Annotated in this window: 18 protein-coding genes; 10 read left to right on the top strand and 8 right to left on the bottom strand. The window is 51.8% G+C overall.

What is annotated here, in order from left to right:
- Positions 1-11: 11 nt before the first annotated feature.
- Genes gspH through CSR04_RS22515 form a run of 7 tightly spaced genes read left to right on the top strand, consistent with a single transcriptional unit; the run spans position 12 to position 5,046 of the window.
- Positions 12-632: a type II secretion system minor pseudopilin GspH gene (gene gspH / locus CSR04_RS22545; RefSeq protein WP_102798599.1), complete on the top strand. Its 621-nt coding sequence runs from the start codon at positions 12-14 to the stop codon at positions 630-632.
- On the top strand, positions 629-1,033 hold the full coding sequence (gspI, locus tag CSR04_RS22540) for a type II secretion system minor pseudopilin GspI (protein WP_245921840.1): 405 nt from the start codon (positions 629-631) through the stop codon (positions 1,031-1,033). Before gspH ends, gspI begins: the two co-directional genes overlap by 4 nt.
- Positions 1,033-1,665, top strand: a complete 633-nt coding sequence (gspJ, locus tag CSR04_RS22535) for a type II secretion system minor pseudopilin GspJ (protein ID WP_102798598.1) — start codon at positions 1,033-1,035, stop codon at positions 1,663-1,665. Before gspI ends, gspJ begins: the two co-directional genes overlap by 1 nt.
- Positions 1,652-2,626, top strand: a complete 975-nt coding sequence (gene gspK, locus CSR04_RS22530) for a type II secretion system minor pseudopilin GspK (protein ID WP_102798597.1) — start codon at positions 1,652-1,654, stop codon at positions 2,624-2,626. The genes gspJ and gspK overlap by 14 nt, the downstream gene beginning before the upstream one ends.
- A complete protein-coding gene (gene gspL, locus CSR04_RS22525; protein ID WP_102798596.1) occupies positions 2,623-3,819 on the top strand; it encodes a type II secretion system protein GspL in 1,197 nt (398 codons plus the stop codon). The genes gspK and gspL overlap by 4 nt, the downstream gene beginning before the upstream one ends.
- Before the next feature lies 1 nt (position 3,820).
- Positions 3,821-4,300: a type II secretion system protein GspM gene (gene gspM / locus CSR04_RS22520; protein WP_102798595.1), complete on the top strand. Its 480-nt coding sequence runs from the start codon at positions 3,821-3,823 to the stop codon at positions 4,298-4,300.
- Positions 4,301-4,302: 2 nt separating this feature from the next.
- Positions 4,303-5,046 (top strand): type II secretion system protein N, encoded by a 744-nt coding sequence (locus CSR04_RS22515; RefSeq protein ID WP_102798594.1) that lies wholly within the window; start codon positions 4,303-4,305, stop codon positions 5,044-5,046.
- A gap of 67 nt (positions 5,047-5,113) precedes the next feature.
- Here the strand turns inward: CSR04_RS22515 and CSR04_RS22510 are convergent, their stop codons facing one another.
- The 3 genes from CSR04_RS22510 to yrfG form a co-directional block, all read right to left on the bottom strand.
- Positions 5,114-5,497 (bottom strand): hypothetical protein, encoded by a 384-nt coding sequence (locus CSR04_RS22510; RefSeq protein ID WP_102798593.1) that lies wholly within the window; start codon positions 5,495-5,497, stop codon positions 5,114-5,116.
- Positions 5,494-7,104, bottom strand: coding sequence for a S41 family peptidase (locus CSR04_RS22505; RefSeq protein ID WP_102798592.1), 1,611 nt, complete (start codon positions 7,102-7,104; stop codon positions 5,494-5,496). Before CSR04_RS22505 ends, CSR04_RS22510 begins: the two co-directional genes overlap by 4 nt.
- A 201-nt stretch (positions 7,105-7,305) precedes the next feature.
- Complete coding sequence (gene yrfG, locus CSR04_RS22500) at positions 7,306-7,995, bottom strand: GMP/IMP nucleotidase (RefSeq protein WP_102798608.1); 690 nt, start codon at positions 7,993-7,995, stop codon at positions 7,306-7,308.
- Between the two features lie 104 nt (positions 7,996-8,099).
- Between yrfG and nudE the strand changes: the two genes are divergently transcribed.
- From nudE to CSR04_RS22485, 3 genes are read left to right on the top strand one after another with little or no spacing between them, the layout of a single operon-like run.
- A complete protein-coding gene (gene nudE / locus CSR04_RS22495; protein WP_102798591.1) occupies positions 8,100-8,663 on the top strand; it encodes an ADP compounds hydrolase NudE in 564 nt (187 codons plus the stop codon).
- Positions 8,663-9,499, top strand: coding sequence for a 3'(2'),5'-bisphosphate nucleotidase CysQ (gene cysQ / locus CSR04_RS22490; RefSeq protein WP_102798590.1), 837 nt, complete (start codon positions 8,663-8,665; stop codon positions 9,497-9,499). The genes nudE and cysQ overlap by 1 nt, the downstream gene beginning before the upstream one ends.
- Complete coding sequence (locus CSR04_RS22485; protein ID WP_102798589.1) at positions 9,496-10,062, top strand: YceI family protein; 567 nt, start codon at positions 9,496-9,498, stop codon at positions 10,060-10,062. Before cysQ ends, CSR04_RS22485 begins: the two co-directional genes overlap by 4 nt.
- Here the strand turns inward: CSR04_RS22485 and CSR04_RS22480 are convergent.
- From CSR04_RS22480 to CSR04_RS22465, 5 genes are all read right to left on the bottom strand, one after another.
- Complete coding sequence (locus tag CSR04_RS22480; protein ID WP_102798588.1) at positions 10,059-10,295, bottom strand: YheU family protein; 237 nt, start codon at positions 10,293-10,295, stop codon at positions 10,059-10,061. The genes CSR04_RS22485 and CSR04_RS22480 overlap by 4 nt on opposite strands.
- Positions 10,292-11,296, bottom strand: a complete 1,005-nt coding sequence (locus tag CSR04_RS22475; protein ID WP_102798587.1) for a hydrolase — start codon at positions 11,294-11,296, stop codon at positions 10,292-10,294. Before CSR04_RS22475 ends, CSR04_RS22480 begins: the two co-directional genes overlap by 4 nt.
- Before the next feature lie 66 nt (positions 11,297-11,362).
- A complete protein-coding gene (locus tag CSR04_RS25460; protein WP_281259808.1) occupies positions 11,363-11,491 on the bottom strand; it encodes a hypothetical protein in 129 nt (42 codons plus the stop codon).
- 74 nt (positions 11,492-11,565) lie between these two features.
- A complete protein-coding gene (locus CSR04_RS22470; RefSeq protein ID WP_102798586.1) occupies positions 11,566-12,039 on the bottom strand; it encodes a TIGR02444 family protein in 474 nt (157 codons plus the stop codon).
- Positions 12,026-13,936, bottom strand: a complete 1,911-nt coding sequence (locus tag CSR04_RS22465) for an ATP-binding cassette domain-containing protein (RefSeq protein ID WP_102798585.1) — start codon at positions 13,934-13,936, stop codon at positions 12,026-12,028. Before CSR04_RS22465 ends, CSR04_RS22470 begins: the two co-directional genes overlap by 14 nt.
- Positions 13,937-14,019 lie beyond the last annotated feature (83 nt).

The following is a 14,019-nucleotide window of genomic DNA, read 5'->3' as shown; positions in this document are numbered from 1 at the left end:
CCGGACACGCCATGCCAGCCAAGTACCCGTTACATTCAATACCCAGCCGCGGCTTCACGTTGCTTGAAGTGATGCTGGTATTGTTGCTGATGGGCCTGATCGTCAGCACTGTGACCTTTACCGCGCTGGGCAAAAGCCCTGAAGATATATTGAAAGAACAGGCGCAGCGGTTTGCCGTGGTCATGAATATGGCGTCGGACTATGCGGTGCTAAACCAATTGGAACTGGGCCTGCGAATAGAAGAAGATCACTACTATTTTATGCAGCTTGACGACAAGCAGCAGTGGCAAAAGATTGAACAGGATAAACTCTTCGAGCAGCGCGATCTGGACGAAGACATGAGCCTGGCGCTGGAGCTGGAGGATCTGCCCTGGCAGGACGAGGAGAGTTTGTTTGACCAGGCGCTGTTTGACGAGCAGTTGTCTGTCAGTGAGGAAGGCGTCGAAATCGGTGAGGACGAGGAAAAACTGCCACCACCACAAGTATTACTGTTATCCAGTGGCGAAATTACCCCCTTTAGTTTGACCTTTAAGTTCGAACCTTCCTTCGGCAACCAGAGGCCCGTGGGTTTTAGGGTAGATGCGCAGGATATGCCACCACTTTCTGTCAGCGAGGCACTGGATAACCCATGATGTTGTGTCTGACCAGGCTGAATGCAACCAAACAGCGGGGCATGACCTTACTGGAAGTCATGGTCGCCTTGCTGATTTTCGCTATTGCCGGCACCGCAGTAATGAAAGCGGCCGGGGAACACCTGCATAATGTCGGCATGATTGAAGAAGTGACTATGGCCACCTGGGTGGCCGATAACCGCCTGACACAAATCCATCTGGAAGGCCGCTGGCCACCACAAAACAATCAAAAAGGCAGTGTGGAAATGGCACACCGCACCTGGTACTGGAAGCAATTGGTCAAGGAAACCGCCGATAAGGAACTGCGCCAGGTGGAAGTGGAAGTACGGCTGGAAGAAAATGCCCCGCAGGCCATTACCATGGTCAGCACCTATATTGCCAAACCAGCCAGGAACCCATAATGAACGCCCGTGGCTTTACCTTGCTGGAAATCCTGATTGCCATGGCCATTTTCACCATGATTGGCATGGCGGCTTACTCCGTGCTCACCACCACCACAGACTCAGATGCCATATCCAGTCAACGGGTGGCTAAACTGGAAGCCCTGCAGCGGGCTATGCTGTATTTAGAAAGGGATATTCTGCAGGCCGTTCCCCGTGCCGTACGCATTAACGGCGATGCCAACGGCAAGGTTATCAGTGGCGGTCAGGATCAACTGCAAAGCGAGGCCGACGGCCTGGCGCTGGTACGCGCCGGCTGGCAGAATCCGCAGTTGATGTTACCCAGAAGTACTCTGCAAGCCGTTGGCTATCGGCTGCAGGATGGCACCCTGCAGCGCCTGTACAGCAACCATCCGGACAGCGTGATTGGTAGTGAACCCAAAGTAAAAGTGCTGTTGCAGGATATTGAAGATTTTCGCGTACAGTTTTTGCCCAACGCCGGCTTTGAAAGGGAACTGAAATGGCAGGATGACTACGTTGGTGCGGTACTGCCAAGAGCTATTGCCATTGAATTCGACAGTGTCGATTTTGGCCGCATACGCCGCGAGTTTCTGCTGGCCTCAGAGGGAGGCGACCCCAATGCAGTCAACTAAAGGACAGCGTGGTGTGGCCCTGGTGCTGGTGTTGATGATAGTGGCACTGGTCAGCGTCATCGCCACGCAGATGGGCTCCAGATTGCAATTGCAGGCCAAACGCGCTGGCAATCTCAAAGACAGCAACCAGGCTTATTGGTACGCCATGAGCGCCGAGCAATATGCGCAAAAAGCCCTGGCCGAACAGATGAAAAATGCCAACGGCGTGATTAACCTCAATCAGCCCTGGGCAGCCAGTGATATTCAGTTTCCATTGGAAAACGGCGGAATCGAAGCCAAGCTCACCGACATGCAAAGCTGCTTTAACGTCAACGCCCTGCAAACCAGCAGTAATAGCAGACCGCTGGCCGATGCTTTTAAGCGCTTGCTGCAAAGCGAGGAATTTGAGATTCCTTCCTATGAAGTGGATGTGTTCAGAGATTCGGTACTGGACTGGCTGGATGAAGATGACAACCTCAGCCCCTATGGTGCAGAAGACAGTGACTACGAAGCCATGCAGCCCCCTTATCTGCCAGCCAATGGCCTGATGAGCAGTATCAGCGAACTGCGTATGGTCAATGGTGCCAATCCCAAGTGGCTAAGCAAGGTATTACCGCTGCTTTGTGTGATTCCCGGGCATACTGAGCTGAAAATCAATATCAATACCCTGGACGAAAGTGCCGCGCCGTTGTTACATGCGCTCTTGGGTAGCAGTATCAGCCTGCAGAATGTTAAAGATATTCTCTCTTCCCGGCGTCCGGAAGGATTCGAGAGTAAAGAAGATTTTCTGAATATGCCGGAGATCACTAATTTAAACCTGGATGATGACCAGAAAGCCTGGTTTGACGTCACCACAGGATATTTTTTATTGCAGACCCGAAGTCGTTACAATAATGCCAGCTTCGCCATGTCCTCCCTGCTGAAGGTGGGCAATGATCATCAGGCCAGCGTAATACGCAGGGAATTTGGAGGTTTTCAATGACAGAACAGCTGATTGTCAGGCTGGGCAGCGATGCACTGGACCCGGTGCAGTGGCTGGTTTGGTCCGCTACCGAACAGGATATTATTGCATCCGGGGAATTGCCGGATGCCGCTCAGCTTGCCAGCTTACGAGACAGAGCCGGTTCAAGGCCTGTCACCGCTCTGGTACCGGCCAGCGATATCTTATTGCATTGGGTGAATATGCCAGCCAAATCCGGGCGTAAAGCCCTGGCGGCCATTCCCTTTATGTTGGAAGATGAGCTGTGCAGCGACATTGACAGCCAGTTTTTTGCCATCGGACCACGCCAGGCCAACAGCCAGGCTGTAGCAGTGGTAGATAAACAACGTCTGCGCCTGTGGCAGGCGATGCTGGCCGATGCCGGTCTTGTTTGCCATAAGTTACTGCCCGATGTGCTGGCCCTGCCGGTAAACAGCACTGGCTGGTCCATGCTACAGCTTGGTGAGCAGTTATTGATTCGTCAGGACCAATGGAAAGGCATGCAAGGGGAAAGCACCTGGATGCTGGATGCCTTACTGCATTTTGCCAAACAGCTGAGCGAGCCACTGCAGATCGCCAATTATTCCGATCTGGCCTTGCCGGACTCACCCAATCTGGTGCAACAGGCCGAACCGCTGGAAATGCCAATGAAAGTGTTGGCCCAGGGTGCGCTGGCGCAAAGCTTCAATTTGCTGCAGGGGGAATTTAAGCCCAAGCGCCAACATAACGGCCAGTGGCAGAAATGGCGCCTGGCCGCGGTTCTTGCCGTGGTAGCCCTGACCACCAGCCTGGTGGATAAAGGCCTGCAGGCCAGCCAGTTGGCCAGCCACAAGGCAGAGTTGGACGCCCAGATTCAGGCCGAGTTTAAGCGCGCATTTCCCGAAGTGACCCGAATCGTCAACGTTCGCTCGCAAATGAATCAGAAACTCAGTGAACTTCAGCAGGGCGGTGGTGGCACGTCCTTGCTGGTAATGCTGTCGCAACTCAGCCCGGCCTTTGCCCAAAGTCAGGTACGTCCGCAGACCCTGAAATTTGACAGCAAGCGCGCCGAGTTACGTATGCAAGCTGCTGCCGATAGTTTCGAAGCGCTGGAACAGTTTCGTCGCCTGGCCGAAGGTCAGGGGTTCAGCGTTGATCAGGGCGCGATAAATAACACCGATAATAAAGTGGTCGGTTCACTGTCCATAAGGAGCTGATGTGAAGCAAATCATGGAAAAATTCAAAGCCCTGTCAGAACGTGAACAGCGTTTGGTGCTGGCGGCCGCAGCCGTATTAGCAGTGCTGTTGTTTTACTTTCTGGTCTGGTCACCGCTGAACCAGTCTATTGCACGCAATCAGGCGGCGATAGCCAGTCAGCAGGAATTGCTGACCTGGGTACAAAAAAATGCCAATCGCGTCCAGCAACTAAAAGGCAGTGCCAGCAAAAGCAGTAAATTTAACGGTTCGCTAACCCAGGCGGTGAATCAGTCAGCCAGCCGGGTCAATATCAGTATCGCCCGTATGCAGCCACAAGGTGAAGAATTACAGGTTTGGGTGGACGAAGCCCCCTTCAACCAGGTAGTGGCCTGGTTACAGGGCCTGGAACAAATGGGCATAGTGATTATGGATGCCGATTTTGCTGAGACCGCCAATACCGGTCAGATTCGCATCCGCAGATTGCAGTTAAGCAAAGGATAAGCATGAAGTTTGTCAAGATTCTGGGCCTGTCATTATTGGCCTACCTGCTGTTGTTAATAGCCAGCCTGCCGGCCGCGCAGGTTGTGCCACGACTGCCGTTGCCGCCACAACTGCAGATTCAGGGATTGCAGGGTAGTATCTGGAATGGTCGTGCCGCCATAGTGCAATATCAGGGCTTACCTGTTCGCCAGCTTCACTGGCAGGTCAATCCATGGGCATTGTTAACCGGCAAGTTATCACTGGCACTGAACGCCGGTAATAGCAGAGACGTCGAACAAATCTCGCTACAAGGTCATCTCCGTCTCGGCAATAACAGCATTGCCTCTGAGGGGTTGGAGATCTTTTTGCCCACCGATCTGGTGATTGCCCAGTTACCATTACCTTTGCCGGTCAATGCCAAGGGCAGGTTTAAGGTCAATCTGGATGAACTGGAATACGATCAGAGCGGCTGCCACAGTGCTATCGGGCGGGGACAGTGGTTAAACGCCCAGGTGTCTGGTACCCGCGGTTTTATTCCGCTTGGGAATTTCAGCGCGGATCTAAGCTGCCAGGACAAGCAACTGTTGCTGGACATCAAAGAACCTAATAGCTTTGGCCTTAATGCTCAGGCCAGGATACCGGCTGACTTTAAAGTCAAAGTGACAGGCAGATTTAAACCGTCCGCCGAGTTGCCGGAGGAGGTTCACCAGGCTGCCAGGTTATTTGGCCAGGCTGATAATCAGGGCTACTACCAGATTCGGTTCTGACAGAGGTAAAAAAACGCGCCGACAAGGGCGCGTTTTCCTGGTGATAGCCGATTTTTTGCCGCTGAACCTACTCCTTGTCAGATGTTGCTAACGGGCGGCATTTGGCCTGCTTAAGTGCAAAACTTTGCTCGCTGCCTACTTGAACTAACTGGCAAATACCTGACGACAGATATAACTCAAACACCAGTGGCGGCTCGTTGTGCCGGCCATTTAGCAGCCGTCCTTGTGTATCACGCAGGGCCTGGCGTTCCAGCAGCAGTTTATGGCTGTCGGTTAAAGCCGTTTCCAGCATGGGGGTAGCGGCCACACCAATGGCCTGTTGAATAACCTGTTGCAACTCCGCTTTGACCTCAGCGGATGGGTTGGTAATCACCGCTGGCACCATCTGCATGGCGGTGCCCTGACAGGCACTTAGTAGTACTGAGCAGAATAAAATGGCATTTCCTCTCATTGACTTAACCTCTGTAGTACCACCTTATTCGGGTAGATCTTGTTGTTCCACAGCGGGTTATGCGAACTTGCGGTTTGCACAGCTGGGCCACTTCTCTGTAGCGTTTTAGTCTTATTGGTTCTGGGTGGCTCTGGGGGACAGCTAGCATCCTGCATATGTTGCAGTGCAGCGGCGAGCAGGGCTTCCTGAGTATCACCCAAAGCGTGGTTTAAGTCGTCGTCCACCCTGCACCCTGGCACTTCGTCCAGAAAGTTCAGGTTAGGTCGCTGTTTGGGTTTAAGTCCATCGGCATATTCACCAAAGCCCGCGTAGTTTTCTCCTTTAAACTGGATGGTGGAATAGGTAGTACCGCAGTTATCTGTAGGATAAAAACCATAGGGTTTACCACAGGTGGTGTCGCCCATCAGCACCACCTCAACATCAATGCCCCTGAGTGCATTGATCAACGATTCACTGGCTGAACAGGTATTGCCGGTAGACAATACATACACACGAGTCAAATCCAGGGTGGGTAGCGCCACGCCTGTTCCATAGAATTCTTCATCCAGTAATTGGTTAATGAACACTAATTCATCATCTTCTTCAAACTTGCCGTTGAATACTATTCTTTCAAAGAACGCATCTGCCGGGACAATATCCGGGCCGGTGATCATATAGCCAAGCTGCGATGACTGGGCCAGCAACCCACCGCCGTTGTAGCGCAGATCCAGCACCAGCTCGCTGATATTGGCGTCCTTGAGTTGCTGTATTGCCGCTTTCAGTGGTTGCTGGGATTTAAAGATATTAAAAGTGTTAAACAGCAGATAGCCGACCCGTCCCTGAGTTGTATTTAATACCGTTGTTTTCGCTACTGCATGAATTTCATAGTCAGCCGAGGTTAACGATACATCAAGCATGTTGCCGCTCAGGGTTTTGAACGTCATTGGCGTTCGCTGGCCAACCGACTCAGGGAACAGGCCGTTATTAATGGCATCCACACCCGCATCAGTTTCGTCGTAGATCAAATCGCGGCCATTTATGTTAACCAGTTGCATCCCACGTTCGATGCCCGCCAGGTCGGCAGGAGAACCGGGCTCAATGTATACCACATGCAAACTGCGGGGAGGGTAGGGACTGCCCCAAACCCATTCAAAACCATAACCACTTGTCACTCCCGACTGGGTGCGTTTATTGAGTTCAGCGGTATCTTGCGCGTAGTGGAAGTTATCTTTGTAGCTGCCAGATGCAGTGCGTAAATCCGTCTTCAAACGCTCAAAATACTCCAGCACACCATAACCAGCTGGATTAACATCATCCAGTTCATCGTACCAAAGATAACTTTCGTGGCTCCAGGAGCGTAGCCACAGCTTTTCCAAGGTCTCGCTGCCTTTTTTATCCGGATAGGCGTTATTGGTGACAGGGTCGACACCAGTTCGGGGAGTTGCACATTGATCTTTCAGACTGGCAGAGCTGGCATACACGCCGGCCTGCCACTGCGCGGTGGGCGATGTGCCATTATTAACGGGTTTTGTCGTGCCAGAAGACCCGCCACCGCCTCCACAGGCAATCAGAGTCAAAGCCATACCAAGCGCAAGGCCGAGTTTCACTTTTTGTGTTGTGATTTGCATAAATTTCCTGCCGTTCTAGGCTTTTTTATAATGTTCAGATACTGACTTCATTCCATAGCAAGTCAGCACCTGCGTCCTGTTCCTGACGTCGGACACCTACAAATGGGATGAGTACCCAGCGCCGGAAGCGGCAGTTAAAGCGATAGTCGGTCAGAGGTCAAGACAGCAGGATGACAAAATATGCACAAAGGCGCGCTTTACTTAGCGGTCTGGTTGAACAGGGTAGCGGCGAATATCCTCAAGTAGATAACGAAAATCCTGCACGGCAGGGAAGTCATCAATCTGTCTGGCGGGTATTTTCGAGTCAGGGTTGCTGACCGCCAACAGATGCGCGATGCCAAACTGACGGGCTGCTTCCAGAATCACCAGACTGTCATCCACAAACAGCGTGCGGGCCGGGTCAAAGCCTAATCGGGCCTGAAGTTGTTGCCATAGGGACTGGGATTCCTTAGTGACACCGAATTCATGGGTGGAGATCAGCAAGTCAATGTGCTGGTCCAGTTGGGTCCGTTCCACCTTTAGCGACAAGCTGCCAGGATGGGCATTGGTTACCAACACTACCTGGCGACCACTGGCATGCAGAGCATCCAGAAACGGCAGGCTGTCCTCCCGTAAACTGATCAGATGCTGCACCTCACGTTTGGCGCTGACAATATCCATTTGCAAACGCTCGGCCCAGTAGTCCAGGCAATACCAGGCAATAGTGCCGGTTACCGCATCATAGTCCTTCTGCATGCGGGCTTTGGCCTGCTCCAGACTGATACCGTCCCGCTCCGCCAGTTTGGCCGGGATCAGTTCCAACCAAAAATGATTGTCAAAGTGCAGGTCCAGCAGGGTGCCGTCCATATCCAGCAGTACAGTGTCAATTTGATTCCAGGACAGCATCGGCAGTCGCTCCATAAAGGCAATTAATTGGCATTCACACAGCAATACGCTGTTTTATCCGCCACTTATTGAGTTATAGTTAGGGCGAGATATTCTAACGCGACAGGTAGATGAGTAAAGTCACGTCAGACAAAGCCCTTCCTCTTATCCATGATGCACAAGTGGTGGCCCGCAGTCGCCTCTTTCATATAGAAAAACTGGATCTGGAGTTTTCAAACGGTGCGCGGCGCGAGTTTGAGCGCATGAAAGGCTCAGGCCGTGGCGCCGTGATGCTGGTGCCCTTTTTAGATGCCAACACGCTGCTACTGGTGCGCGAATATGCTGCTGGTACCCATTCCTACCAGTTGGGCTTTCCCAAAGGTTTGATAGACCCAGGTGAAGACAGCCTGCAGGCAGGTAACCGGGAATTGATGGAAGAAGTGGGTTACGGGGCCAAAACCCTGCATCGTCTGCACAGGGTCAGCATGGCCCCGGCGTTCTTCAATGCCAGTATGGAAGTACTGATTGCAGAAGATCTTTACCCCCATCGCCTGGAAGGAGATGAGCCCGAGCCACTGGAAGTGGTGCCATGGTCGGTTCAGGATTTGGACGGCCTGTTGGATCGCGAGGATTTTACCGAGGCGCGCAGTATTGCCGCCTTGTTACTGACAGAGAGGTGGTTAAGGAACCGATAATGTCGAACGGGGATTTAAGCAGATATTTGGCCATAGCCAAACAAGCCGCTCGCGAAGCAGGGCGGGTAATACTAAAAGTGTATGACAGCGGCGATTATCAGAGCTTCAGTAAGGCTGACGAGTCCCCGGTCACCAGTGCAGATTACCAGGCCAATGACATTATCCAGGCCATGCTTAAGGAACAGACTCCGGACATTCCCATTATGTCGGAAGAGCAAAATAACGGTAATCTTGCCCAGCGCCAGCATTGGAAACGTTATTGGCTGATAGACCCCATCGATGGCACACAGGAATTCGTCGCCCGTAGCGGTGACTTTGCGGTAAATATTGCCCTGGTGGAAGACAATGAACCGGTAGTAGGGGTAATCTACTGGCCAGCCGGTGATTCACTTTATTACGCCAGTAAAAATCAGGGGGCATTCAAAGAAACCCCTAAGGAAGATAAGCGTATCAGCGTGCGCAAGCTGGATGATCCAGCTAACGGGGTGGTGGTGATTGCCATCAGCCGCCGGCAATCCAGGGAGAAGGTGATGTCCAGCTTAAACAGCAGCCGGGTCTATCAGCCTTTGCCTTTGGGTAGCTGTTCGTTAAAAGCCTGCTTTATTGCCGAAGGTAAGGCCGATGTGTTTTTACGTGTGGGCGACACCGGCGAGTGGGACACCGGCGCCTCCCAATGTATTGTTACCGAAGCAGGTGGCAAAGTGCTGGCGGCCAATTTTGAACCCCTGACTTACAACAGACGTAACAGTCTGACGAACCCCGACTTTGTCGTGCTGGGCGACCCCGGTGTCAACTGGCAGGATGTAGTCAAACATCAAATAAAAGGAAGATCATGAAACGTGTTAGTTTGGCAGCGTTACTGCTGTGTTCTCAAGCCGCATTGGCCGACTGGCAAATGGATCAACAAGTATCCAGCCTGTCTTTTCTGTCGACCAAAAATAATCTGGTAACAGAAACTCATCATTTCACTGATTTTAACGGCACACTGGCGGAAGACGGCAGTCTGGCGGTGAAAATTGAGCTGAACTCGGTTGAAACCAATATTGCCATTCGTAATGAGCGCATGCGTGAACATTTGTTTAAACTCTTCCCTACCGCCAACCTGACAGCACAGTTACCTAATGAGGTAATGGGCCTGGATGTGGGCGAAAGCATGCCATTGGAAGTCAAAGGTCAACTGGAGCTAAACAGTAAGACACAGATTCTGACCATGCAGCTTCAGGTTACCCGTCTGGCCAACGAGCAATTACTGGCCACTACCGTTCAGCCTGTATTGGTCAACTCTGTCCAGTTTGGCCTGACCGATGGCATAAAGAAACTGCAGGAATTAGCGGGGCTTGCCAGTATTGATCAGACCGTGCCTGTCACTTTTAATGTGGTATTTAATGCTGCAAATTAGAGCTGCTGCTGAATCGCTTCGCCAAACTGATCTTTAGGCAGGATATTCACTGACTCATGTAATTCTGAATAAACCAGCAGCACATCACCGCGTTTAAGCTGTTGATGTACCTGCTGGATTTTATCTTCCAGACTGGCTTCCTGTTCGCCATAGTCGGTGCCTTCACGAAGTACAAAAGCTTCGATAATATTGTGCAAGGTGGCGGCTTCCAGTTGCTCGATAGGGATAATCATTTGTTACCTTGAAAATGTGGACGGATAAACTCTACCACTCTGTTGTGCGTCCAGATTAGTGGGCGCCAGGGCGTGCCCTGCATAAACCCCACATGCCCCCCCTGACGACTTAGCTCCAGCCTGACGTAAGGAGATATTTCATTTGTCTTAGGCACGACTTGCGGGCTCATAAAGGGATCATCAAGAGCATGCAAAACCAGTGTGGGAGTATTGATTTTGTCCATGTAAGAGACGGCACTGCATTGCTGATAATAGTCATCGGCGCAAGCAAAACCATGCAGGGGAGCGGTCACATGTTGGTCGAAGTCGCGGAAACTCTTAAAACTATTCACCTTGCCAGCGTCCAAACCCAGTTGGGAAAAGTCCAGACGCTGCATTTTATCCAGCAGGCGTTTACACATGCTGCCCAGCAGGTAACGTTGGTACAGTCTTGAAAACCCCTGATTAATGCTCTGTGCACAATCTGCCAAACGAAACGGCGGAGAGATAGCAATGGCGGCCCTGAACCAGGACTGGCTGACTCTTTCTCCTAGTAGTTTGAGCAGCATATTCGCACCTAACGAAAAACCCATACCAACTTTGGGTAGCAAAGGAAAACGCTGCTGCAGAGTGTCCAGCAAAAAACGCGCATCTTCTGTATCGCCGGAATGATAAGCACGTAAGGTACGATTGGGCTGGTTACCGCAGCCACGAAAATGCATCATCACCGCACGCCAGCCTTGTTCATGCAAAACCGCCAGCATGTCATTGGCATAGTGGGAGCGAGCCGACCCCTCCAGGCCATGAAAGCATACCACTAAGCCGTGCTGATGTTTTTGTTCGGGTGTCCAGGCCAGTTCGACAAAGTCACCATCGGGCAGCTCAAGCGCTTCCCAATCCAGTGCGATACGACGACGCTTTTGTAACCATCTTGGCCAGATGGTTTGTACATGGCGATTTTTAGCCCACCAAGGTGGCCGAAAGCCACTTTCCACGATCTGCCCGTACTCTGCGCTGCTCACTACCCACTCCTGTTATCAGACTGGCAGATTTGACAACAGGATGGCGCCAAGTACAAGGCCGATGAGTTAGTGTGGCTTACCGTCTATGCTGTTGCGGATAAACAGGTAGACATAATAAAAGCAGATGGCCAGCACCACGCCCAGCCCTAACAGGGAGCCCCAGGCAACAGGGTCATTTAAAATAAGCTCTAGCATAATAGTCTCCAGGCCCTTTTGTATTGAGCTCAGAGTAAGAGTTTATGCATGATGGGTTTTTGACCCCGGTCAAACTATTTCCCGAAATATGGCAATCCGAACTCTGCCACGCTCTGATAAAGCGTCGCGATTAATGGCATCACGTCCGGTCTGTCGTCCAGTTTGATAAGTCGGGCGTAATGCATGAGGTTATCGGCGGGCGCTTGCAGTGGACCCAGTTGATTTAAACAGGCAATCAGGTCTTGTTGCTGACGTTTTTCCAGCCGTAACTCTGCATCAAGAAGATACCGATACGCCTGCATATCCAGGGCTTTCACTGAGCGACGCACTGCTCTTAGTGGCTGCAGGCGTATTTCGGTGTCACTCAGGCTGTGTAATAGCGACTCCAACTGCTGGTCACTTAATCCTGCGTTCTGTTGTTGCAGATAAAGGCAAAGCAACAACAGGTTGATATTAAAACCATGCTTATCCTGCAGTAGCAGACAACTGGGCTTTACCTTTTCGTACCAGGCCAGACTGAACTGCCAGAACGCCTCAGCCTGCCACATTACCGGTAAATTCCAGCTGCAGATTCTCCAGTTGCTCCTGATTATCCAACCACTGCATTTCCAGTTCTTCCAGCTCTTGCTTGTTATTTACCTGCTGTTCCAACAGTTCCTTTAAGCGGGCTTTATGTTGTTCTTCATACAGACTGGTATCCAACATTTGACGCTCAATATCCGCCAGACTGGCGTTGAGCTTATCCATGCGTTTTTCCTGTGCTTCTATGGCTTTACGCAAGGGTTGGGTACGCTGGCGGAATTCGGCTTCCAAACGCTTGACGGCTTTACGGTCAGGTTTATTGTCCTGGGCTTTGGGCGTTTCGCCGCCCGGCGTCTCGGTGTTGCTCAACCAGTTTTTATAGTCATCCAGATCACCGGCAAAGGGTTGCACCTGACCACTGTCCACCAGATAAAATTCGTCACATACCGAATTCAGCAGAAATCTGTCGTGGGACACCAAGACCATCGCCCCCTCAAAGCCCTGAATTGCCATATTCAGGGCATGACGCATATCCAGATCCAAATGGTTAGTGGGTTCGTCCAGCAGCAGCAGGTTGGGTTTTTGGTACACCAGTAACGCCAAAACCAGGCGGGCTTTTTCACCACCAGACATGGGAGCGACCGGGCTTAACGCTTCATCACCACGAAAGCCGAAACCGCCCAGAAAATCACGCAGAGATTGCTCGGTAGCCAGTTTGTCCAGGCGTTGTAAATGCAGCAGTGCAGATGCCTTTGCATCCAGGTATTCCAACTGGTGCTGGGCAAAGTAACCAATTTGCAGCCCCGCAGACGTGAGGTATTCCCCGTGTAAAGGGGGATTTTCACCTGCCAGCAGCTTGATCAGTGTGGACTTCCCGGCACCATTGCGCCCCAATAAACCTATTCTGCTGCCCGGTACCAGATTTAGTTGCAGCTTCTGCAAAATCACCTTGTCGCCATAACCCACTTGCACCTGATCCATACTCACCAATGGATTTGGAAGTTTGGGCGGGGGCAGGAACTCAAAGGAAAAGCCGCTTTGGTAGTGGGCCGGTGCCAGCTGTTCCATTTTCTCCAGTTGCTTTACCCGGCTTTGCGCCTGCTTGGCCTTACTGGCCTTGGCTTTAAATCTGTCTATAAAGGACTGTAAATGCGCGCGCTGAAGCTGTTGCTTTTGATATTGTAAGTCCTTCTGACGAAGTTTTTCCGCACGCTGCCCCTCGAAGGCGCTGTAATTGCCCCGGTAGCAATTCAGCTGTTGCTGCTCGACATGGATGATTTCCTCCACCACGGCGTCTAAGAAGGCCTTGTCGTGAGAAATCAACATCAAGGTGCCGGGGTAGCGCTGCAGGAAACGCTCAAGCCAGATAACGGCATCCAAATCCAGGTGGTTAGTGGGTTCGTCCAATAGCAATAAGTCTGAATGACACAGCAGTGCCTGGGCCAGATTCAGACGCATACGCCAGCCACCAGAGAAGGTGCGTACCGGCAGGCCAATTTGTTGCTGGGAAAAACCCAGACCAGCCAGAATAATCGCCGCTCTTGATTCCACCTGATAGCCACCGGCCTGTTCCAACTGCAGGTGCAATGCAGCAATTCGCTCACCATCATGAGCCTGTTCGGCATCGGTCAGCTCAGCTTGAATACGGCGTAATCGGTGATCGCCATCAATCACATAGTCCAGAGCGGTGCGATCAGATGCGGGGGTTTCCTGAGCCACCGCCGCAATCTGCCAATGGCGGGGCAGTTCACAATCGCCCTGATCAGGTTGCAACTGACCTTTAAGCATGGCAAACAGGCTGGATTTACCGCAGCCGTTGGCACCAACCAGTCCCACCTTATGGCCTGGATAAATGGTGGCATTGGCGTCAGTCAGCAATTCCTTGCTGCCACGCATCAGGCTGAGATGGGTAAACTGGATCATGGGCTCGGCTACAACTGAGTGAAAAACCGCGATATTATACCAAGTTCAGTAGCGGTGTTGGTATCCATCACACAGATCAGAGT

This window comes from Bowmanella denitrificans (assembly GCF_002887595.1).
GTDB classification, from domain to species: Bacteria; Pseudomonadota; Gammaproteobacteria; order Enterobacterales; family Alteromonadaceae; genus Bowmanella; species Bowmanella denitrificans.
The sequence above is the reverse complement of the archived record's forward strand: the minus strand, read 5'-3'. Positions and strand labels throughout refer to the sequence as shown.